Here is a 19,914-nt window from a genome sequence, read left to right as displayed (position 1 = left end):
CCGTATTATCTCAAACACTGCGCCATCCAGTTTCTCCTGGTTATAGGTATGACGGAATGGACACGTCCGCCCATTTGCTTTCCGGGAATTTTGCAGGCATAATAATGGATTGTTTTATAATAGCCCCCTTTGTTCTTATTGACACGCTTATTCTTTGTCGCTATCATCCCGGCTCCACACACCGGACACTTTACAAGTCCGGATAGTAAACTGATACGTTCTGGCTCATCAACCTTTTCATTTACTTTCGATAGGCTTTCCCGCTTCTTTTGAACCTCTCTCCATTCATCCTCCGTAACGATTGGTTCATGGACTCCTTGAACAGTGATAACCTTGTCCAAATCCTTTTTAATCAGTTTGCCATCCCGCCCCTTTTTATTTGTCCTTCGATTATATAGGAGTTTGCCACAATAGAAGGGATTATCAAGCACACATGTCACAAAATCAAATGTGAATGGCCTGTCCTTATCAGAATCATTCCTTCCTCTCACATAACCATTATCGTTAAGATAGGATACAACAGAAGTAGCAGACATATTCTCTTTCAAATACAAGTCATAAATCAGACGGACAATTTTTGTTTCATCATCTGCCAGCACAAGCTCTTTATTCTGATTACGATAGCCATATGGTATTGCTCCTCCTGCCCATTTCCCATCCATGACTTTCTGCATCTTTCCTGCCATAAACTGGACTACAATATTTTCCCGTTCTATCTCTGCCACAGCAGAAAGAATTGCAAGGGTAAGCCTGCCTCCTTGTGTCGAACTATCAATCGCATCATTAACACTTATCAGATCAATACCGTAATCCATAAGCAGCTGCAACGATTTCAAGATATCTGCGGCATTTCTTCCGAATCTGGATAATTTAAAAACAAGAACATAGGAAATGCTGTCTTTCTGGCAAATGATGTCCTCCATCATCTGCTGAAATGCCGGACGTCCTTTTATATCTTTTCCAGATTTTCCAGCGTCACAATATTCGTCAGCAATTTCCAACTCCCTGTATTTTGCATATTCATATAGGCTCTTGCTCTGCGCCTCCAGGCTGAATCCATCTGTCTGCGCCACTGTCGATACTCTCGTATACAAATAACATTTTTTCTTTTTATCCTGCTGTGTCATAAAATGGTTGCTCATCTCATTACTGTATATCTGTTTTTCATATTGTATTACTCTTTTACCTATCTTTCAACAAAAAAATAGCCGACTCACTTATATTGTGGTCGGCGTTTCGCTGTTTGTTTCATGTTCTTTTTCTTCTTTCTGTATTTCTTCCAGGACTTCTTTTCCGTATTTCTCTATCATCTTTACAATAAATGCTGCACACTTCTCCTTGTTCTGCCTGCTTATCCTTTCCAGCTGGACGTTCCTATTTTCTTTTGGCATCCTTCAATCTTCCTTCCCTTAATTTGAAAGGAAGAAAACATTCCTTTCACTAACCCCTTCCCCCAGAAGCCGGAAAACAAGCTGTCACAGAATTTTGTATTGGGGAATTTTCAACTGAAATAGTCGAGCACACGTTCCCATTCCTGTTCTGTCAAACAAAGTTTTTCCGATTCGCACTTATCTGTTATAAAGCGCCGACAGCCTGGATACTCTGCATCTACGATCCCCAGTTTTAATAAACTTTCCACCACCTCCTTCGCTCCTTTTCTTCCAAGGTTCCTGCACTGGATATTCCAATCCTCTCTTAACATCAGACGAAGCAGCTCTTGAACCGTATCAATACCATGCCGCTTTAAACAGTTGTATGGTCTTATGGGTAACTGCAAAATCTCTATATCCTGTTCTAAAATCTTATCTTCCACTGCAAGCAGCCTGCTCCTTTTCTTTTCCATCGCCATACGGACATTCTCTAAAATAGATGCCTCATGCGCCGCAAACCCTTCCGTGATATAAGCCGCTATCGCCGGACGGCTAAGTTTCCGTAACGCCCATCTCACGATCTGCTGTATCCGGCTTCCGGTCAATGCAAATCCCATACCGATTTGGGAATAACTCATTCCTTTTACATAGCGGCATTCCAGAACAACCTGCTCCCGTTCCGTCAGCTGTTCCAGAGTATATTCCAGTCCTTTCATTTGATCGTCTGATAAAATCTGTCCCACCGGAATATCTCTCAATAAATTCAATGGATAATCTGCCCGCATTATCATTCTCCTCCAATCTGCTTTTCTGCTTCACAAACATATTTCATTCACTTATCCCTTCTGCCGGCGGCTGAAAATCAAGCTGTCATATTAAGTTTTGTGTGCGGCTTGTTTTTGCTTTTTTCCCGATAGGGATATATGAGAGGGAAATTCTTTTCTAGGGCAAGATTCGCCTATGTTATACAAAAACCCATTTCATGGATTTTCGCATACCTGGCATATCTTGATGGGGATTCCGGCTCCCCATTCCCTCGGTGGACGCATAATGAAAATTGTGATGTTTGGCTTCCACAAAAAGTTGTGGTCGCAGCGTCATACAGCGTATGCCGGATATGCTGGCGCATAGAAAAAAGGAGAATTTATGGCAAGACCAAAGAAAGAAAAAGAACTGGCCCGTTCCCATCTGATTGCTTTCCGTCTCACAGATGTAGAGTATGACCTTGTAACGAAGATGGCGCAGGAAGCCGGTCTAAGTGCATCCGCTTATATCCGGAAACTATTGCTTGAGGGAAATGTGAATATTACGTATGAAGTTGTTGCCGATGTACCGGAACTACAAAAGCTGACCGCAGAGTTTGGAAAGATCGGAAGTAACCTAAATCAGATTGCACGGTATTTCCACATGGGCGGCATTCGCTCAAAGGCAATGCAGGATGAAATACATGAATGTATCTCTCAGATTTTTGATATGAGAAAAGAGATTGCAGAAATGGCAGGTGATTATCATGGCAGTGTTGAAACATATCGCAAGCAAAAACGCTGATTACAGTCAGATCATTGACTATATGCTGTTCCAGCATGATGAATTTACCATGAAGCCCATCCTGGACGAAAACGGGCGCATGATATTAAGGGAAGAATATTACATAGACGGCATTAGCTGTGAGCCTATGCTCTTTGACAAAGAGTGCGAAAAGCTAAATGCCCAGTATCACAAAAACCAGCACTATGCTGACATCAAATCCCATCATTATATTTTAAGCTTTGACCCGAAGGATAAAGACGATCATGGCCTGACCGGAGAACAGGCACAAGCCCTGGGAATAGAATATGCAAAAAAGAATTTTCCTGGTCATCAGGCTCTCGTCTGTACGCATATGGACGGTCACAATGGAAGCGGAAATATCCACGTCCATATTATTATTAACTCTCTCCGCAAACTGGATGTTGAACAACAACCATTCATGGAGCGTCCCTGTGACAGCCGTGCCGGTTACAAGCACCATTTAACGAATGATTATCTGAAACACCTGCAGCAATCGGTCATGGATATGTGCCACAGGGAAAATCTTTATCAGGTTGATCTACTCTCCCCATCAAAAAATAAAATCACCCAAAAAGAATACTGGGCAGCCCGCAGAGGGCAGGAAAATTTGGATAAGCGCAACGAACAGATTATAGCCGATGGCATGAAGCCACGCCGGACAACCTTTCAGACGCAGAAACAATTTTTACGGGATGCCATAAAAGACATCGCTTCCCAATCAAAAAATCTGGAAGATTTCAAAAACGGGCTGAGGGAAAAATATCATATCACGCTTACAGACCGCAGGGGACGTTTCAGTTATCTCCACCCTGATCGTGACCGGAATATCACTGACCGGGCACTGGGGACACATTACTACAAAGATTACCTCATGGAATTGTTTGAACAAAACCAGAATCGTTTTGAGGAGACACCGGACATTTCAGAAACAGAACATTTGCCGGGACCTCCTGCCAATCCGCAAGAAAAGAAACACAGCTTTTTTGAATACAATCCTGATTATGATTATTCTACCGATCCGGTTGCTATCCTATTTATTAAGTCCGATTTACGGCTGGTTGTTGACCTCCAGAACAATGTGAAGGCGCAGCAAAGTCATGCCTATGCACAGAAAGTAAAAATCTCTAACTTACAGCAAATGGCGAAAACCATTGCCTATGTGCAGGAGCACCACTATGACACTAGTGAAAATTTACAAATGACTTTTAATGATATTTCTGAAAAGTGCAAAGAAGCCAGGAAAGCAGTCAAGGCTACCGAAACATGTTTAAAAAACCTCAATCAACAGATTCATTATACTGGGCAGTATCTTACCAACAAACCGGTTTTTGCACAAATGCTGAAATCCAGAAATAAGAAAAAATTCCGCCAGGAACATCAAACGGAAATCGAGCTTTACGAAGCCGCAGTTAAATTTTTAAAAGAGGAAAATGCTGATGGGAAAATTCCATCCATGAAGTCGCTAAAAGAGAAAAAAGAAAAGCTAACCATCCAGAGGTCAGCTCAATATGACACCTATCATTATTTCAAGGAATACCAGAAAGAGCTGCGGACGGTCTGCTCCAATGTGGACAGCATCCTCGGACAGCCTCACATTCCAGAAACTTACCGCAGCCAGGATCATACCATTTCTTAATTTCAAAAGCCGACCATCGCTCAAATTTTGAGCTTTGATCGGCTTGTTGATGATTTGTTAAATTCTTTTAATAAGAATACCCTTTTCTGATTCAGAAACCCCCATAGCTGTCATTGCCTGCTCTGCCGTCCAACCTAAATTCTTCATTAGATTACGAAGTGTTTTAAGCAGCTGTTCAGCAGCGGCCTCTTTTCTCATATCTTCCATAGCCTTGCACATAGCTTCCACTCCTTTCGCATCTTCCTTAAAATAGCGTACTCGATCAGCTAAAATTTTATAATGCATATCTTTCGCATCCGTGCAGGAAAAATCATGCATCAGTTTACCAAGTTCCGTTTCATCTTTTATTTGGGAATTTACATATACGATATGCGCTTCATCCCCAAATACCACACCAGTTTCTTTAATTGTCCGGTCTATGTGATAAATAGGCAGTCCCGCTTTCAGTACATCATTCTCTGTAATAAAAATAACATACGTCTCTGCGAGATTTTCATAATCATCCCCCGGCTCCGTTACATTTGCATCCAGCAGACTGCTGTTATATCTTGCCCGCTTAATGCTGGCTCCCTTATCACTTCTTTGGATTTCAATATTATACACCCGTCCGCTTCCATCAATCGCTATAATGTCCAGCCGAATAGAACGTCCCTGCAGATTCTTTACGTCATGCTGTGCGTGTACCTTCTGGACATTCAAATCTTTTCTGTTCAAAATGATCTGCAGTAAAAACTGCGCACATGCTTTATCCTCAAAGACCTTGCTCATAAAATCATCATCCAGAAGCCGGAATCCCCGCAGTCTCTGCAAATCCTCTGCATGTTTTCTCTCAAAATCCAATTCAGCCATATCCTCACCGGCCTTTCTCTTATCTAAACCCGAATAACAGAAAAACCATTTCTGTTATTCTTATCATACCACAGAAAAAGTGGCTTTACAATCAGCACGATTTTTCTGATTGTGAATTTTTCATAAAGCTTCTATTTGTTTATAATCCTGTTTCTGCCCTTCCTTTAAAGCTATTATCTGGACAGAATCAATGTAGTGTGTAGCATAGGCTTTTTCAATATCTGCTTTTCCACTTTTGCTAAACCGCAGCGGATAGACCGGCTTATGCCCCTGCCCGTTTTTCTTTTTTACACCCCATCTCTTATAATAGCAGAATGACGGCTTCAATCCGTTTTTACTAGCATAAGAGCGTATCTGCTTTATAAGAAAAGACAGCTGACGAAGATTACAGTTACAGACAGCCTCCAGATAGGGAATTTTCCCAAATCTCCACTCTTCATATTTCTGTCTTTGCAGGACTCCAACATCCATCAAAACATCCACGGGCGCGGCATATCCTCTTTTCTGGCACTGCTGGTAGATAGAATTATGTACTTTCCCAATCAGTTCCCCATCTTTCACTTCTTTCATCCTCCATTTCTTATACGGCTATTATAAGCCATAATGATTCGAAAAGATACACAAAAAGAAAGATACCAATGCTGGCATTGGCCTGGTATCTCTCCTATACTATTTCCGGTTCCGCTCTATATCTGCTCCCATAACCTGCTCCGGCTGCCGTTTCCCACTTCGGATTGCAATCTCTTTCTGTTTGCGGTGCAGCTTCTCCAAAACGGAAGTCCTGCCCTTTCCTGTCTGCTTTGATTGCTTTACACTGGAAATATTATTCATCCTGCCGTCAATCATGTTATAGTTTTGTTCTTCTGTCATTTCCGCACTCCGGAGATATTCCCCGTTTTCATAATATTTCTGCCATTGCTCCATCTGTGGTTTCTCCGGCACCGGCAGGGGCTTTTCCTGCGGATACAGGAAATTCCTAAGCTTCTGGATGGTGTTTTCATCAAACCCTTTGCTTTCATCCGTAACTACCTTACCGTCCTCCGATACAACTACATAGGGAACATCATCCTTATACACATCATTCTGCAAAAGGAAAAACTGCCTTCCGTCAACGATGATTTCATCCGCAGCAATCCAGTTTCCCTTTGTTCCCTCAACTTTAAAATCATCTGTCTCCATGGAAATCAGCGCACTGGAAGAATTAAGACGGATGAAGCCGGCAAGAACAATGAGCCGGTCTTTATCTACATAATAGGAAGTAATGACTCCTTCCTTATTATAGACCAGCACATCACTCACACTGATTGCATAATGCCCTTTGAATTTTCTGGGTGGCTTATCTCTAAACCTTTACACTACTTACAGGAAAGCATAGGAGGTGAACTGTATGGGTGAAGTTGATCCAAAACTTGGCGAACTGATTAAAAAAACCAGAATTGAATGAAAACTGACGCAGGAGCAGACAGCAGAGCTGGTCGGATGTAATACACAGTATTACAAAAATCTGGAAAATGGCTGTGGAATGCCAAGCGTTCCGATGTTCTGTCGTATTATGAGAGCACTCAATATCTCCGCCGATGATTACATATACCCCAATAAAAACCGCAGCCTTCCTGTTTATCAGTCTCTGATCCATCTGCTAAGCCAATGTAACAAGCACCAGTCATCGGTATTGCTTGCTACTGCCGAAGCTCTTTTAAGAAACGACAATACAGAGTAGGATAACGAATGGATATAAAAGATTTGTGATTAAAATGTAGGATAATATAGAATTGGCGGCATTCTCCCAGGAACACCGTCAATAAGATGTGGTAAAAGAAATGACCCATTCTGTGAATTGAATGAGTCATTTTCTATATGCCGGATTAGATTTTCAATTTTTTCACTTGTCCGAATCACCCCAAGGCCCTGCAGCACCTGGAAAGCGTCAAGCATTCCTTGCAGATACGCTTCCTGCTGTTCCTCAAAGGCTACTCTTTCTGCCTGCTCCATGTACTTTTCCAGAAAATCCTTATCAGAGACAGACATCCGCTCTTTCAACTCCTCGTACCCAGTACAAAGATTCCTCAATCCTTCTTTTTCCCGTTTACAGCCAGCAAGGTGTACCAGAGTTTCCCTGTTTACATCCTCACACCTCAAATTCTGCAGAAAAAGAACCAGTTTTTCCATAACCTCGTTTTCCATTTCAAAATCCTCCTTTGTCCTAAATGGCAGTTCTGTTTATAAAATAAGCAGAGACTGCATATTTCATACATCCCTGCTCATCCTATCTTCTCATTAAATTTGTAACCTACACCCCAGACCGTTTGAATGTAAATCGGGTTTGACTGATCTGTTTCAATTTTTTTACGGATTTTATTGATATAAGCAGTAATATTCCGGTCATCCGCCACGTAATACTCTCCCCATATCCTATCATAAATCTGCTCTTTACTAAACACCTGTCCTTTATTTCTAGCAAGAAATTCCAGAATATCAAATTCCTTGCTTGTCATGGAAACCTCCTGCGTATTCAAAAATACCTGACGCTTTGACGGAATAATCCTTAACTCACCATAAGACATATCTTTCGTCCTATATGTGGCCCTGTTAATGCTATAACCGTACTGAACAGCCAGTTTCATTAGTTCATCACAAAAGCCCTCCTGGACTTTTTCCATCATAATAAATAGTACATCCACTTTTGCTTTTCCTTCCTGCTGCTTCATAAAACCTGGCGGAGTCAAAACGCCCCTGCTTTATCTTTTACCAATGTATTCAAAATACCTCATCGTAAAATTCCAAATGTGTAATCCACTGAATTAAAAATTTGTATTGAATACCATAAATTAGGAGTGAAACCAGTAGGACAAGAATTCCTTGTTGCTGCTGGTTTTTCTCGTTATCTGCCATTATAAAACACCGGGTTATGAACGAGTTATGGATGAGTTATGAATGGTATATAATTTTAAAAACTTTTCGACAAAATGCGACTATTATGTATTTTGTGCTGTAATCTATCCTCCATGGAAAGCCTCTATTTCCTGGAGGATAGATGTGATTGCTTCAATCCTCATGAAATTTAACACATTTTGCAGTTCTGCCTTTATTTATCACTTCTCTTATTTTCTGAAAACTTTCCTCGCTGATGCAATGTTCCATCATACAAGCATCTGCTTCAGCCTGCACCGGATTAACCCCAACCTCTATCAAATGCATTGTAAAAAACTGATGCTTCTCATAGATATTTTCTGCCACCTCTTTTCCTTGAACAGTCAAATGGAGAAATCCATCCCCATCTATTGAAAGGAAACCGCCTTCCCGCAAAACTTTTACAGCATGACTGATGCTTGGCTTAGAGAATCCCATGTAACGTGCAAGATCAACAGATCGTACCTCACCTTTCTCTTTTTGAATGATGAGAATAGCTTTCAGATAATCTTCTGAAGATTTTCCTAATTTCAGCTCAGACCACCTCCTGCTGGGATATAGAAATTCCATTTGCTAAAATACGGTTTATCTTTATTGCAAAAATCGCTGTGATGATTGTTGTGAAAAAGTCTGCCATAGGCTGTACCCATATCACACCGGTTAAGCCAAACAGGCGGGGCAATATAAAAACCAGAGGGAAAAAGAAGATACCCTGTCTGCTCAAGCTGAGTACACTTCCCACTAAACTTTTACCAATAGCAAGATACAGTGTCGCATACACCATTTGAAAGCCAAAAGTAATAAACAATATTGCATTTAGCCTGAGTGCCTTTCCTGCTAGATCAATCATTTCTGCATCTGTTCCAAAAAGTGAAACAATCGGGTTTGCAAATACAACAAGTATAATGGCTGCAATTACTCCAAATACCGTTGACCAGGCCAGACAGAGCTTAATAGACTTTTGCAATCTGTCAAATTTCTTTGCACCATAGTTATATCCCGCAAACGGTTGGAATCCTTTCAGAAATCCAAAAACAACATAGGTTACAACCGTCATAATACGGGTAACAGCTCCCATAGCTGCTACTGCATAATCGCCATACGGTTTGGATGCGGTATTGATACTTCCCATAGATGCACTTGCAAGAAGCTGGAACAGAAGTACGGGAATGCCTATTTTCAAAACTTCTGCATAGATGGTCTTTGAAGGTGCTATATTTTTAACTGAGAATCTCAAAACACCTTTTTTCTTTACGATGTATCCGATATAAAGTGCCATATTGATGCACAACGAGATAACCGTTGCGATAGCTGCTCCCTCAATGCCCAAATCCATTTCATAAATCATAATAGGATCTAAAATCACATTCGCAATACTTCCCGTAAGCATAGCAATCATTGTAAATTTTGTAGCTCCCTGGGCAGTAAGCAGGTTATTCATCATAACGGTAAAAACATTGATAATCGAACCAGTTACATAGATTTTTGCATAGGCTCTTGCATAAGGCAAAATCGTTTCGGTTGAACCTAATGTCGTAAGTACCGGATCAAGGAAAATCATAATGCCAATGATGATAATTGCACCCACAAGAAGTCCCGAAAAAAGTGATGTAGAGGCTGTTTTATTTGCCTCTTCGTTATCGCCCTTTCCGAGCAGTCTTGATATGTATGAAGAAGCTCCTGCCCCAAACATCATGCCCAGACCTATGATGATTTGCACGATTGGAAACACAACAGATACAGCTCCCATTTGGCTCATGCCCAGACCACCCACGAAATACGCATCAATAGCGTTGTACAGTGCAGAAATCAGCATACCAACCATCGTCGGTATCCCTAATTTAAGCAGTGCGGAAGTAACTCCTGCTTCTTCCAATAAATAGATACGATTTGACTTTTCTGCCATTTGAATGTCCTCCTTAAAGTTAAAATAATGTGTATCTTCTTGATTTGTTTTTACAAATCAAGAAGCAGCGCATATCCGCTCTGCGAATATGCTTTATTATCGGTGCAGGCTGAAAGGCTCACGCCGTATAATACCTTTGATTATGGTATGGAATCTTGGACTTTCAGCCTCAAGCCTATCCACAATGTCTTTGCAGATTTCTTCCTCTCTTTTTTGCAGTTCGGCAGGATAAACCATATCGAAAACCACATTGATAAAAGGGCCAGTTTCAATTAGTCGAAAATTATCAATTTTAATTTCTTCACTATACTTTTTCATCACAGAATATATTTGTTCTGTAAGATCATTCGTTAATGCTTCGTCCTCCAGAAGATAATCAATCTGTATGAAACAATCACAATGAAATTTTTGATATAGTTCATAAGCGATCTGATTTACTGAGATGTAAAGCTGTTCGCTGTCTTTTTTGCATCCCGCAACACGCATAGAAACCACAAAGTATCCAAATCCATAATCGTGCAGCATCAGATTATGAACGGCAACGATTTCTGGATGTAATTTAACCATCTGCAAAATGTCATCCTTTATATCCGCATCTGCAGCTTTTCCCATGATGCGCCCTAATACTCCCCACAAACTTTTCACACCTGCAAAAGTAATGAATACAGACACCAATACACCACAATAACCATCAATCTCAAAATGAGTGAAATGAGAAACAATAGTAGAAACCAAAACTGCAGTAGTAGCAATCGAGTCGCTGATACAATCCGCGGCAGTTGCTTTCAAAGTTTCTGAGTCGGTAATCTTTCCAAACTGCTTATTGTAGTAGTACATGTAAACCTTAACCAGAATAGACAGTACCAGCACAATCACTGCGGCAGCACGTCCATGCCCGAAAGGATGTGTACTTCCCCCGCCGTATCTTGCAATCTTAAAACCAAGAAGTGACACCAGATTGGTACCTGCGTCTGACAGGTTATTAAATCCATCTGCTGAAATAGCAACTGAATGGCTTAAAAGACCAATCGTAATTTTCGCTGTACATAAAAATAGATTTAACAGGATGCCGACAACGCTTGATAAAGTGGCATAGGCTTTCTTTACACTTGGATTTGAAACATCATCCTTATTCTTGATAAATATTCGTATAAATAGTGACATCATTCGTCTTTCCTCCTTTAATTTTGAACAAAAGTTCAATTTTGTTCAATAAAAAATGGGAACCGGTCTAAAGACCGATTCCCGACAAATACATTTTTGACAACTTTTGTAATATCATAACTGCCCATTCCTTTCCCTGGTAATGATACATAATCTGCATCAGACCATCTACAAAATTATTTGCAATAATATGGATAAAAACTGTGTCCGCAGTTTTATCATTTCGATGTTTTACTAAATGATCTTCTATATCTTGAACAAAGCGCTCCTTTTCATTCTCATACACTGTACCATTGCTTTTGTCAATCAGGATAATAAATTCCTGTCGATGATCAAAAAGATTCAGCAAGCACTCAATCTCCGCTTTGCTCAATCCGTAGATTTCCGTATCCATATGCTTGCTCTTATTTTCTCCACCAGCGGTCAATACCCTCTCCCAATCATACAAAACCGGACGAAGAACAGCATCAAAAAGAGTTTCCTTATTCTTGTAATACGAATAAATAAGACCAGTAGGAATCTTCGCTTTCTCCGCAATATTTCGCATAGCAGCCGATTTATAACCCTTATCATAAAACTCTTCTAAAGCAGCCTTTAAAATCTTTTCCCTTATTTCTTCCTTCAATACCTGTGCCATTTTTCTCTCCAATTTTGAACTTGTGTTCAATTATACCGTGTCATTTTTGTTTTGTCAAGTCCTATTGCGAGGTATAAAAACGGAGGCCAGTCATTCCTTGTGGTTCAACCGCCTCCGCATTTCATTTTATTTCACAAACCGATACTTACTCCCACTCTTATTGTCTAACCTGTTATTCCACAAATTTATATCCTCTCCTGATAACCGTCTGGATCATATCCGGGTTCTTCAATTTCCTTCTAAGCTGGCAAATCACGTTATAGACCACACGCTCACATCCGGCCACATTCTCCTTCCCAACGGCATCATAAATCTGTTCAGGAGAAAGCACCCAACCGGGATACTTTTTTCTCATCCCACAAACCTATACCCACTCCCCACTACAGTCTCTATATACCCATCTCCAATCTTCCGCCTGATCTGGCTTATTACATTCGTCACCGCCGCCCCGCAATGCTCTGACGGAGCTTTCCAGACCGCCTCGTAGATCATAGATTGAGAGAGAACCCAGGATGGGTGCTGTGCTAAATGGAGCAGTGTGAAGAACTCATGGTGCGTTAGGGGAATGGGAATGCCATTGTGGTAGACGGTCTGTTCGTTGATGCGGATTTCCAGATTGGGGAAGGTGAGGATGTCGGAACTATGGGTAGTTTCCTGGGATTCCGCACCCGGCAGTGAAACCAGGACAGTTTCTGAAACACTCCCGGAGGGTGTAATCTTCCTCATTACTATTTCTATCATTCCAACCAATATCACCACCTGACTCATTTAATATTCAATAATTAAAGTCTTCTGTCTGCCGTCTGAATAAGTATAAGTGAACCTTAGCAAAAAATATATTACACGTGGTATCCACTTTGCATATCTGCCTCTGCGGTTTATGCATAGGGTGTTGATAATGAAATAAAGAATAACACTCTCTGCCATCGTATTCAAGCTACCGTCCCGATAAAAAATTTTCAACCAATATTCCATTCACCCTAGTAAGCATACAAAATACAAACGTTACAACTTCAAAAGTCTGCTTATATTATCGCCAAGCACCATATTAGCAATTTCTCTGGTCGGACTCACAAATTCAATTAATTGACGATATAAGAATGGTTCACCATAAGGTGCATCCGATATGACCAAAAATAACAGGAACATTTGGAAACTGTTCACATAGTTCCATCAGAAGTTTTATACCGGACATCGTAACAGGGTTAAACGTATGTATCCATAACGGAAAATTTTCATAATCACTGACTGCTTCAAAAATGACTTGAAGTTGCCGGATTTGCTCATCTGATCCTGGTGTAAATTCTCCTACCCCTTTAAAATCGCTTTGAATTACATATTGAAAAATCCACTCTTTTGTTTCTTCCTTTGATAAGCCCAATGGTACAGCTCCAAACCCTAAAAACCGATCAGGATATTTTTTAATATGATCTTTTTGTTCTATAAGATTATTGATTAACCGTTGTTTGTTTGCTTCTTTACTATTTTCACCTGCCAATACTTTATATAACGCTGCCATTTCTGCTTTCAATCCATCTAAACCTATTGTTCTCTCTGGATGCGGTGCTGACGGAAATAATATTGCTTTATCTACTCCTGCTTGATTTAATTTTTCGATTTGCGTCTCAACTGGCAACATAACATGTTCGTGACTATCAATAATCATTTTTAAATCCTCCTCGCCAAATTAGATTCTGCTTTATGGTGTTAGAGGATGTCCCAGAGTGCCTATTGTAAAAGTGGCTCTAGGGCACCTTCATGGTATAAAATATTTTTGAAACTCATACGAATAACTTATTCACTAACAAGTATTTTTACAATTTCTGAAATGTACATTATATGGTAGTCCTTATCCGGATACCATTTTGCATCATTTTCTTTTTCAAGAAAATTTACAGGAGGCATCGTGTCTCGATACAGTTTTTTACAAACAAAAATCATTTTGGCCTCTTGGAATGCTGTCGTTCCATCAATAAAATAGGGTGTTAATCCAGCCTTTGAAACTTTATCGCAATCCCGTCCAGAAAGAGTCCCACATATGTTAAGAGCTTTTTTATATTCAGGTTTGAAAAAGGAAAGCGTGAATAACTCATTAGCGTCAATAAATTCCCTTGTATAACGCTGAGGTCGGACGTAGGTAGTCACAGTGTTTTTGTTCCAATACACACCTACTCCGCCCCAACTGGCAGTCATAGTATTAAATTTCTTTTCATCGCCTGCCGTAATGAGCAGCCAATCTGATCCAATTGTGCTAAAAGGGTTAAATTGCAAATCTTTCACATTAATTTCTTTAAAGTTCATAGCATTAATCTCCTTTGCATAAATAATCATTATTTTTTAGTCATAACCGGCTTAAAAATACCACTGATTGAAAAGAATAGTATTGATATAAGATAAATGAATGCTGTAAAGATCGCTACTCCTTTGAAACCAGCAGCACTACTAAACAAAGCACCACCTATGATTCCTCCTAACGTAGTCCCTGCATACATGGCTGCATTAAAAAGAGAGGATGCGGTTCCACGGGCAGTCGTTGTAAAGTTTTGTAGTAATGCCATGAGAATAGGAAAAGTACATCCATTTATCAAAAAAATAAAAAACAATATAATTTCTGCGAATATTAGGTTTGGGGCAAATGGCAGAACTATATATAAAGCTGCTAAGCAAGGAATAGAAATCAACAAGGTTTTGGAGTCCCCCAAAATTTTGACAATACGATTTCCATAAAGGGAGCCAATAGTATTCCCTAACCCTATTGCTATCATAGCGGTTCCAACACCACTAAGCATCAATTCAAAATCTTTTGTAAACCAAGTTCCAATAAAGGTGAAAGATGTAAACGTACCGATTTGAAAAATAAAATAGGCAAATAAGTATTTAATTATATCCGGCGTCCTCAGTAATCCAGAATAAGTTTTTATTAATGAAATATGGCCATGTGTGTTATCTTCCATTGTTTTTATGCTTGGGAACATAGCTGCTATCAATAATAATAGTACTAATGCAAAAATTGCTATTACAAAAAATGGAGTGTGCCAGGTTAGAGTGGCCAGATAACTTCCGATAGGAATACCTACTAATTGGGAAATTGACAATCCCGCACTTGCGTACCCCATTGCCTTGACAACATCTTTTGGTGGAACCAGGACAGGAATGGACGCCCATACCTGAGGTGTAACAAAAGAAGCACTAACGCCTGCCAGAAAGCGGCAGAGCAGCATAGCAGAAAATGTTGGTGCAAGGCCACATAAAAAAGTAGACACTGAAAATGCGATTAATCCGTAGATCATAACTCTTTTTCAGTCAAGTCTGTCCGATATCGGACCGGAAATAAGGGCAAACAAGGCATAACCTAGTGCATAGGCACTTACCATCCATCCTGAGATACTGGTGGGAATCTGATAAGTTTCAGATAAAGTCGGTAAAAGCGGTGATACCAAAAAGGTGTCTGTCCCGATTAAAAACATGATCAAGAACAGAAGAATAAAAGTTTTCTTCATAAGTCGCCTCCAAAATATTGTAGTTTTAGAATTATGGAACTAATAGAGCAAAAATAATCTTGATACTTTACCTCCTTGCTGGACTATAAAGTATCAAGAAAATTTGGCAGATACTTCTCAAATGTTTCTTCACGCAGTGATACATAGATATTAAGAGATTCTTTACGGGTTCTGGTCAGGCCGGCCTCCCTAAGCGTTCTAAAGTGATAAGAAGCTGTTGATTTAGGAATGTTAATACGCTCCCCTATTTCCCCGCAATTCATTTCACCTCCCTTATCTCTTAATATTTTTATAATCTCAAGCCTGGTCTTATCAGATAATGCGCGAAAGATTTTGGTTAAAACTTCATATTGATTTTGCTCTAAATTTTTTTCCATGGCTCTAGTATACATTCTACTTCGATAAAAATCAAGCAGAAATTCATAAGTTTTAAAAATATGGAACAATGGTCTATATTAAAGTTTTATTCATCAAAATTCTTCTTGCATAATAAAAGCCAGTAGGTAGACGCCTCTACCCTCTGGCTTTTCTACATCGAGGGCTATCTAAACCATGAGAACCGATTTTCAATGTAGCATTTCAACCGCCACTGTTTACAGGTTTTCGTAGGAAACCAACTGGCTCATCGGGATGTGTTGTGTATCGAAACGATTAATGTCGGCTTCTTTCGCATCGGAATAGACAATAACCAGAATGTTGACCAGATCGGCTGGGTTTGCTTCTCCTCGGCAAACTGGATTTGTCAGTACCTTCCTGTGTAAACATTTTTTGCTTCAGATGTCCACTTCTTAACAAACTCTGTCTTTGCGTCAGTATAAGCATCCCGATTATGTTCAAACAACTTCCACAATTGCAATTTCATCCTTTCATATTCCTTGGCTATTTGTGTATGTTCATTCAAATAATCTCTAAAATACAATTCATCATTATCTCCAGCATAGCGGAGGTGTACATGAAAAACTTTATCAGCAAATCCGTCTTTCATATATCCACGATTAAACGATATTCTATCCGCTTCTGTTGACATACGAATAAACCCGTTCTTTTCAATTACCTTTGCAGTATTCTCAATATCGGAATCCTTTGATACTTCAATCAGTACATCAACAATATCTTTTGCCCATATCCCAGATATTGCAGTACTCCCAATATGACTAATTCTCTCAATCGGGTACTTAGACAATGTGATTTTTAGAAAATTTTCAATTTCATCATAATATATATTCCACTTATCATTATGTTCAACCAAGAATATAGGAAACAGTTCCCATAATTCTTCTAAAGACATTTCCGATAGTTCTTTTCCCATTTCCAACTTTCCTCACATCGATTGAACCAAATCGCTGCGCGATGACCTACCAAGGCTGTGGCGTAGCGATTTGGCTCAGTTTGTCTCTTTTATCCAGTATAACATACAAGTATGAACTTTTCTATCTGCTATTACATCCTGATACTAAACAACACTTCAATCATCATGAGACTGAAAAATCCGCCATTTCTACCCAAATGCACCCTATCGTTTTTTGAGTAGGGGTAATCGTTAAATTTGCACCCTCAACGCTCAAAGGGTGCATTGTATCAATTTATGGTACGCAAGCCATATTGCGTAAGCAAATTGATACAATTCCAAAATCGGAGCTATCGTTTTTTGAGTATACGAAAACGCCCATGGTTAGGGCGTTTTCTGTAATGTCGGATGCACCCTCGTAGGTGCTGTTATCGTTTTTCGAGTAGGGATTGTATCTTTTTCGTGAGCCTTGAGGGTATAATTTAACGATACTATCGTTTTCTGAGTAGGAATCGTTAAATTTGCACCCTTGGGTTTGAAAATGCACCCTATCGTTTTTTGAGTAGATATTGTTCCTTTTTTGCGACTGCCTATATAAAAATTTAACGATAGCGCCTTTTCATGTCTGCTATCGTTAAATTTGAGCCTTTTACCTGAAAATTTCCCTATTGTTAAATTATCAACCTGACAGGATATTCAAAAAGAAACCGTCAATTGCATTTTGAACCGTTCCTCTCCGTACACTGCATGCGGAACATCCTTAGGCATAATGAGCGTTTCTCCCTCATTAAGAATAAATATTTTGCCCCCTACGGTGAATTTCCCTATGCCTTCCAGCACAGTTACCATCGCATCCCCACCGGATGCATGGGTGGAAATTTCTTCTCCTTTATCGAAGGAAAACAGCGTTATCTCCTATACCATCATAAACGGCTGGAGAGGCAGCCCTCACCCCCTGATGCAAATTCCTTAAATATTCTGTTTCAGGCAGTTCTTAATATCATCCTCCGCATTACTGATCAGCCGCAAATCAAAAGTGTCCACCAGATACTGCAGCACATTCGGACTCAAAAATGCCGGCAGGGTTGGACCCAGATAAATACCTTTTATTCCCAGACTCAGTAGCGCCAGCAAATCAGCAACTGCCTTTTGCTCATACCAGGATAAGATCAATGACAGCGGCAGCCCATTTACATCGGTATCAAAAGCATCTGCCAGGGCTGTCGCAATCTGTATTGCAGAATATACATCATTGCACTGCCCGACATCCAGAAGCCTGGGCAAGCCCGCTACTTCTCCAAATTCCAGTTTATTAAATCTGTATTTTCCACATGCCAGCGTTAAAATCATGCAGTCTTCCGGAACCAGCTTTGCAAACTCTGTATAATAATTTCGTCCGGGTCTTGCTCCGTCACAACCGCCAATCAGAAAGAAATGCCTGATTTTTCCCGCCTTTACAGCCTCCACGATTTTTTCAGCATAACTTAATGCGGCATGATGCCCAAATCCAACCAATATCTCCTGCGGCTCCTGATCTTCCGGATAACCGCCCAGTTCTATTGCCTGTTGAATGATTTCACTAAAATCCTTGTCCCCGTTTTCTTTTCTGCCGATGTGCTTTACTCCTTCCCATCCTACCACATTCGTGCTGTAGATCCGGTCTTTATAACTCTCCCTTGGCCGCATCAGGCAGTTCGTGGTCATCAAAATACATCCCGGAAGGTTGTCAAACTGCTTTTGCTGATCCTGCCATGCCCCTCCGAAATTTCCCACAAGATGAGGATATTTTTTTAATCCCTCATACCCATGACATGGCAGCATTTCTCCATGCGTATAAATATTGACTCCTTTCCCCTTTGTCTGTTCCAGCAGCATTTCCAGATCCTTGAGATCATGACCTGAAACAATAATAAAAGGCCCCTTCTTCATATGGATATTGACCTTGTGCGGAGCTGGATTTCCGTAAACCTCCGTATTTGCTTCATCCAGTTTTTTCATGACCGCAATTGCCATTTCTCCGGTACGCATGGTCATCCGGATCAGTTCTTCTACTGTAAGGCTATCGTCTGTGAGAGCCTCCAATGCCTGAATATAAAAATCATCTACCTGGTCACTGTAATAGCCCAGTTCTCTCGCCTGATGCCCGTATGCGCTGATACCTTTTAGTCCGTATAAAATCGTTTGCCTCAAAGAACGAATATCCGGATCTAAGGATTTATCATACATAATTCCTGCCAGATGCGCATCCTTTAACATCTCCGTCTTTGTTTCCGGAAGATCATAAGAAGCATGGGCAGTATGATTTTTAATCTCCCCTGCCCTTTCCCTTAAATTTTCTTTGATTTCCTGTGATTTTCTCAGCAATTTCACATGTTCCTTAGCATCAAAATTGACATTTGTAAGCGTGGTGAAAAGAATGTTTTCAATAAAACTTATCACGCTTTTTTCAATCTCCTGTCCAGCTGCCGCCAGTGATTTTCCAAAACAGCTGATCCCTTTGATCTGAAAAATCAATAAATCCTGCAGATTGGCAATTTCCGGTGTTTTTCCACAAACGCCTAACTTTGTACAGCCCTTTCCATTCGCTGTCTGTTCACACTGATAACAAAACATCTCATAACCTAAATCCATGTTATTGCTCATATACTGACCTTCCTTATCATTCATTTTTGTGATATAGTATTAGCCAGCATAAAAAAAATATACTTATCACAGGAAAAACTTCCCATATAGCAACTCTCTCTTCTGCCCGGGCTTTATCTCTTGTAGAACAGCCCATACACGCAACATAATTTCGCTCCGCCAGAAATAAAACATCCCCCGTATTATAAAACAGTAGTGTTTATAGACTTTCCCCAAGGTCTGTATGCTATACTACTGTGTTATATGGCTCAACACACCATTCTGAAGCATCCCCATTCCATGTAACACCGGCTTTTGTTACGTCTACCCATGCGGCTTGCTAAAACTTTTGTGATGCCCAGATGCGTCTTTTTTGTAAATAGTGGGCAAACTATAAACATTGTTGACGTTATCAACGCCGATTGCTATAATTTTCTCAATATATGTTTATTAATTTTTCGCAGCAAATTAAGGAGGTATG

At 40.1% G+C, this 19,914-nt stretch carries 22 protein-coding genes and 2 pseudogenes; 3 read left to right on the top strand and 21 right to left on the bottom strand.

Annotated elements, in window-relative coordinates; all coding sequences use genetic code 11:
• Window positions 1-5: 5 nt before the first annotated feature.
• The 3 genes from ACESZH_RS13475 to ACESZH_RS13465 all read right to left on the bottom strand — a co-directional run bounded on the left by ACESZH_RS13475 (window position 6) and on the right by ACESZH_RS13465 (window position 2,155).
• Window positions 6-1,127 (bottom strand): recombinase family protein, encoded by a 1,122-nt coding sequence (locus ACESZH_RS13475; protein WP_373217002.1) that lies wholly within the window; start codon window positions 1,125-1,127, stop codon window positions 6-8.
• Window positions 1,128-1,217: 90 nt separating this feature from the next.
• Window positions 1,218-1,391, bottom strand: coding sequence for a hypothetical protein (locus tag ACESZH_RS13470; protein WP_373217001.1), 174 nt, complete (start codon window positions 1,389-1,391; stop codon window positions 1,218-1,220).
• 110 nt (window positions 1,392-1,501) lie between these two features.
• Window positions 1,502-2,155: a DNA-directed RNA polymerase subunit alpha C-terminal domain-containing protein gene (locus ACESZH_RS13465; protein ID WP_373219916.1), complete on the bottom strand. Its 654-nt coding sequence runs from the start codon at window positions 2,153-2,155 to the stop codon at window positions 1,502-1,504.
• 361 nt (window positions 2,156-2,516) lie between these two features.
• On the opposite strand from ACESZH_RS13465, the gene mobC reads away from it, so the two are divergent.
• Window positions 2,517-2,918 carry a plasmid mobilization relaxosome protein MobC gene (gene mobC / locus ACESZH_RS13460; RefSeq protein ID WP_373216997.1) on the top strand — a complete coding sequence of 134 codons (402 nt, stop codon included), beginning with the start codon at window positions 2,517-2,519 and terminating at the stop codon, window positions 2,916-2,918.
• Window positions 2,881-4,557: a relaxase/mobilization nuclease domain-containing protein gene (locus ACESZH_RS13455; RefSeq protein ID WP_373216995.1), complete on the top strand. Its 1,677-nt coding sequence runs from the start codon at window positions 2,881-2,883 to the stop codon at window positions 4,555-4,557. Before mobC ends, ACESZH_RS13455 begins: the two co-directional genes overlap by 38 nt.
• Window positions 4,558-4,614: 57 nt before the next feature.
• Here ACESZH_RS13455 and ACESZH_RS13450 read toward each other — a convergent pair whose 3' ends face one another.
• The 3 genes from ACESZH_RS13450 to ACESZH_RS13440 all read right to left on the bottom strand — a co-directional run bounded on the left by ACESZH_RS13450 (window position 4,615) and on the right by ACESZH_RS13440 (window position 6,705).
• Window positions 4,615-5,406 (bottom strand): PD-(D/E)XK nuclease family transposase, encoded by a 792-nt coding sequence (locus ACESZH_RS13450; protein WP_373216992.1) that lies wholly within the window; start codon window positions 5,404-5,406, stop codon window positions 4,615-4,617.
• A gap of 120 nt (window positions 5,407-5,526) precedes the next feature.
• Window positions 5,527-5,967 (bottom strand): hypothetical protein, encoded by a 441-nt coding sequence (locus ACESZH_RS13445; RefSeq protein ID WP_373217170.1) that lies wholly within the window; start codon window positions 5,965-5,967, stop codon window positions 5,527-5,529.
• A 108-nt stretch (window positions 5,968-6,075) separates the two neighbouring features.
• Window positions 6,076-6,705 carry a DUF4316 domain-containing protein gene (locus ACESZH_RS13440; RefSeq protein ID WP_373216990.1) on the bottom strand — a complete coding sequence of 210 codons (630 nt, stop codon included), beginning with the start codon at window positions 6,703-6,705 and terminating at the stop codon, window positions 6,076-6,078.
• A gap of 148 nt (window positions 6,706-6,853) precedes the next feature.
• Here ACESZH_RS13440 and ACESZH_RS13435 point away from each other — a divergent pair, with 148 nt between their 5' ends.
• Entirely contained in the window at window positions 6,854-7,126 is a 273-nt protein-coding gene (locus ACESZH_RS13435) for a helix-turn-helix transcriptional regulator (RefSeq protein WP_373217169.1), read from the top strand.
• Between the two features lie 29 nt (window positions 7,127-7,155).
• Here ACESZH_RS13435 and ACESZH_RS13430 read toward each other — a convergent pair whose 3' ends face one another.
• From ACESZH_RS13430 to hcp, 15 genes and pseudogenes are all read right to left on the bottom strand, one after another.
• A complete protein-coding gene (locus tag ACESZH_RS13430; protein WP_373216988.1) occupies window positions 7,156-7,590 on the bottom strand; it encodes a hypothetical protein in 435 nt (144 codons plus the stop codon).
• Between the two features lie 77 nt (window positions 7,591-7,667).
• On the bottom strand, window positions 7,668-8,114 hold the full coding sequence (locus ACESZH_RS13425; protein ID WP_373219914.1) for a winged helix-turn-helix domain-containing protein: 447 nt from the start codon (window positions 8,112-8,114) through the stop codon (window positions 7,668-7,670).
• A 337-nt stretch (window positions 8,115-8,451) separates the two neighbouring features.
• Window positions 8,452-8,850 (bottom strand): metal-dependent transcriptional regulator, encoded by a 399-nt coding sequence (locus ACESZH_RS13420; protein ID WP_373217168.1) that lies wholly within the window; start codon window positions 8,848-8,850, stop codon window positions 8,452-8,454.
• Between the two features lies 1 nt (window position 8,851).
• The gene (locus tag ACESZH_RS13415; protein WP_373216985.1) at window positions 8,852-10,222 is read right to left on the bottom strand and encodes an MATE family efflux transporter; all 1,371 of its coding nucleotides are present in this window, start codon (window positions 10,220-10,222) and stop codon (window positions 8,852-8,854) included.
• A gap of 96 nt (window positions 10,223-10,318) precedes the next feature.
• A complete protein-coding gene (locus tag ACESZH_RS13410) occupies window positions 10,319-11,389 on the bottom strand; it encodes a cation diffusion facilitator family transporter (RefSeq protein WP_373216983.1) in 1,071 nt (356 codons plus the stop codon).
• A gap of 64 nt (window positions 11,390-11,453) precedes the next feature.
• Window positions 11,454-12,023, bottom strand: a complete 570-nt coding sequence (locus ACESZH_RS13405) for a TetR/AcrR family transcriptional regulator (protein WP_373216982.1) — start codon at window positions 12,021-12,023, stop codon at window positions 11,454-11,456.
• Between the two features lie 172 nt (window positions 12,024-12,195).
• Window positions 12,196-12,378: a helix-turn-helix domain-containing protein gene (locus tag ACESZH_RS13400; RefSeq protein ID WP_373216981.1), complete on the bottom strand. Its 183-nt coding sequence runs from the start codon at window positions 12,376-12,378 to the stop codon at window positions 12,196-12,198.
• Complete coding sequence (locus ACESZH_RS13395) at window positions 12,375-12,764, bottom strand: winged helix-turn-helix domain-containing protein (protein WP_373216978.1); 390 nt, start codon at window positions 12,762-12,764, stop codon at window positions 12,375-12,377. Before ACESZH_RS13395 ends, ACESZH_RS13400 begins: the two co-directional genes overlap by 4 nt.
• Before the next feature lie 364 nt (window positions 12,765-13,128).
• Window positions 13,129-13,689 carry an amidohydrolase family protein gene (locus tag ACESZH_RS13390; protein WP_373216977.1) on the bottom strand — a complete coding sequence of 187 codons (561 nt, stop codon included), beginning with the start codon at window positions 13,687-13,689 and terminating at the stop codon, window positions 13,129-13,131.
• Window positions 13,690-13,817: 128 nt separating this feature from the next.
• Window positions 13,818-14,324, bottom strand: coding sequence for a flavin reductase (locus ACESZH_RS13385; RefSeq protein ID WP_373216976.1), 507 nt, complete (start codon window positions 14,322-14,324; stop codon window positions 13,818-13,820).
• A 29-nt stretch (window positions 14,325-14,353) separates the two neighbouring features.
• Window positions 14,354-15,490, bottom strand: a pseudogene (locus ACESZH_RS13380) (MFS transporter).
• 116 nt (window positions 15,491-15,606) lie between these two features.
• Entirely contained in the window at window positions 15,607-15,900 is a 294-nt protein-coding gene (locus ACESZH_RS13375; protein WP_373216974.1) for an ArsR/SmtB family transcription factor, read from the bottom strand.
• Window positions 15,901-16,265: 365 nt separating this feature from the next.
• Window positions 16,266-16,832: a GrpB family protein gene (locus ACESZH_RS13370; RefSeq protein WP_373216972.1), complete on the bottom strand. Its 567-nt coding sequence runs from the start codon at window positions 16,830-16,832 to the stop codon at window positions 16,266-16,268.
• 675 nt (window positions 16,833-17,507) lie between these two features.
• Window positions 17,508-17,723: pseudogene (locus ACESZH_RS13365) on the bottom strand (cupin domain-containing protein); the annotation flags it as partial.
• A 57-nt stretch (window positions 17,724-17,780) separates the two neighbouring features.
• Window positions 17,781-19,454 (bottom strand): hydroxylamine reductase, encoded by a 1,674-nt coding sequence (gene hcp, locus ACESZH_RS13360; protein ID WP_373216971.1) that lies wholly within the window; start codon window positions 19,452-19,454, stop codon window positions 17,781-17,783.
• Window positions 19,455-19,914 lie beyond the last annotated feature (460 nt).

It is taken from the genome of Ruminococcus sp. 5_1_39BFAA (assembly GCF_964240875.1).
Taxonomy (GTDB): domain Bacteria; phylum Bacillota; class Clostridia; order Lachnospirales; family Lachnospiraceae; genus Blautia_A.
Note: the sequence above shows the minus strand (reverse complement) of the source record. Positions and strands in the feature narration are given on the sequence as shown.

Excerpts from the sequence above, each read along its gene's own strand:
- ACESZH_RS13415 (WP_373216985.1), bottom strand. The coding sequence starts at position 10,222 with ATGGCAGAAAAGTCAAATCGTATCTATTTATTGGAAGAAGCAGGAGTT.
- ACESZH_RS13450 (WP_373216992.1), bottom strand. The coding sequence starts at position 5,406 with ATGGCTGAATTGGATTTTGAGAGAAAACATGCAGAGGATTTGCAGAGA.
- ACESZH_RS13410 (WP_373216983.1), bottom strand. The coding sequence starts at position 11,389 with ATGATGTCACTATTTATACGAATATTTATCAAGAATAAGGATGATGTT.
- ACESZH_RS13465 (WP_373219916.1), bottom strand. The coding sequence starts at position 2,155 with ATGCGGGCAGATTATCCATTGAATTTATTGAGAGATATTCCGGTGGGA.
- ACESZH_RS13390 (WP_373216977.1), bottom strand. The coding sequence starts at position 13,689 with ATGATTATTGATAGTCACGAACATGTTATGTTGCCAGTTGAGACGCAA.
- ACESZH_RS13375 (WP_373216974.1), bottom strand. The coding sequence starts at position 15,900 with ATGGAAAAAAATTTAGAGCAAAATCAATATGAAGTTTTAACCAAAATC.
- ACESZH_RS13475 (WP_373217002.1), bottom strand. The coding sequence starts at position 1,127 with ATGACACAGCAGGATAAAAAGAAAAAATGTTATTTGTATACGAGAGTA.
- hcp (WP_373216971.1), bottom strand. The coding sequence starts at position 19,454 with ATGAGCAATAACATGGATTTAGGTTATGAGATGTTTTGTTATCAGTGT.
- ACESZH_RS13395 (WP_373216978.1), bottom strand. The coding sequence starts at position 12,764 with ATGATAGAAATAGTAATGAGGAAGATTACACCCTCCGGGAGTGTTTCA.
- ACESZH_RS13385 (WP_373216976.1), bottom strand. The coding sequence starts at position 14,324 with ATGAACTTTAAAGAAATTAATGTGAAAGATTTGCAATTTAACCCTTTT.
- mobC (WP_373216997.1), top strand. The coding sequence starts at position 2,517 with ATGGCAAGACCAAAGAAAGAAAAAGAACTGGCCCGTTCCCATCTGATT.
- ACESZH_RS13370 (WP_373216972.1), bottom strand. The coding sequence starts at position 16,832 with ATGGGAAAAGAACTATCGGAAATGTCTTTAGAAGAATTATGGGAACTG.
- ACESZH_RS13430 (WP_373216988.1), bottom strand. The coding sequence starts at position 7,590 with ATGGAAAACGAGGTTATGGAAAAACTGGTTCTTTTTCTGCAGAATTTG.
- ACESZH_RS13405 (WP_373216982.1), bottom strand. The coding sequence starts at position 12,023 with ATGGCACAGGTATTGAAGGAAGAAATAAGGGAAAAGATTTTAAAGGCT.
- ACESZH_RS13425 (WP_373219914.1), bottom strand. The coding sequence starts at position 8,114 with ATGAAGCAGCAGGAAGGAAAAGCAAAAGTGGATGTACTATTTATTATG.
- ACESZH_RS13455 (WP_373216995.1), top strand. The coding sequence starts at position 2,881 with ATGGCAGTGTTGAAACATATCGCAAGCAAAAACGCTGATTACAGTCAG.
- ACESZH_RS13470 (WP_373217001.1), bottom strand. The coding sequence starts at position 1,391 with ATGCCAAAAGAAAATAGGAACGTCCAGCTGGAAAGGATAAGCAGGCAG.
- ACESZH_RS13400 (WP_373216981.1), bottom strand. The coding sequence starts at position 12,378 with ATGAGAAAAAAGTATCCCGGTTGGGTGCTTTCTCCTGAACAGATTTAT.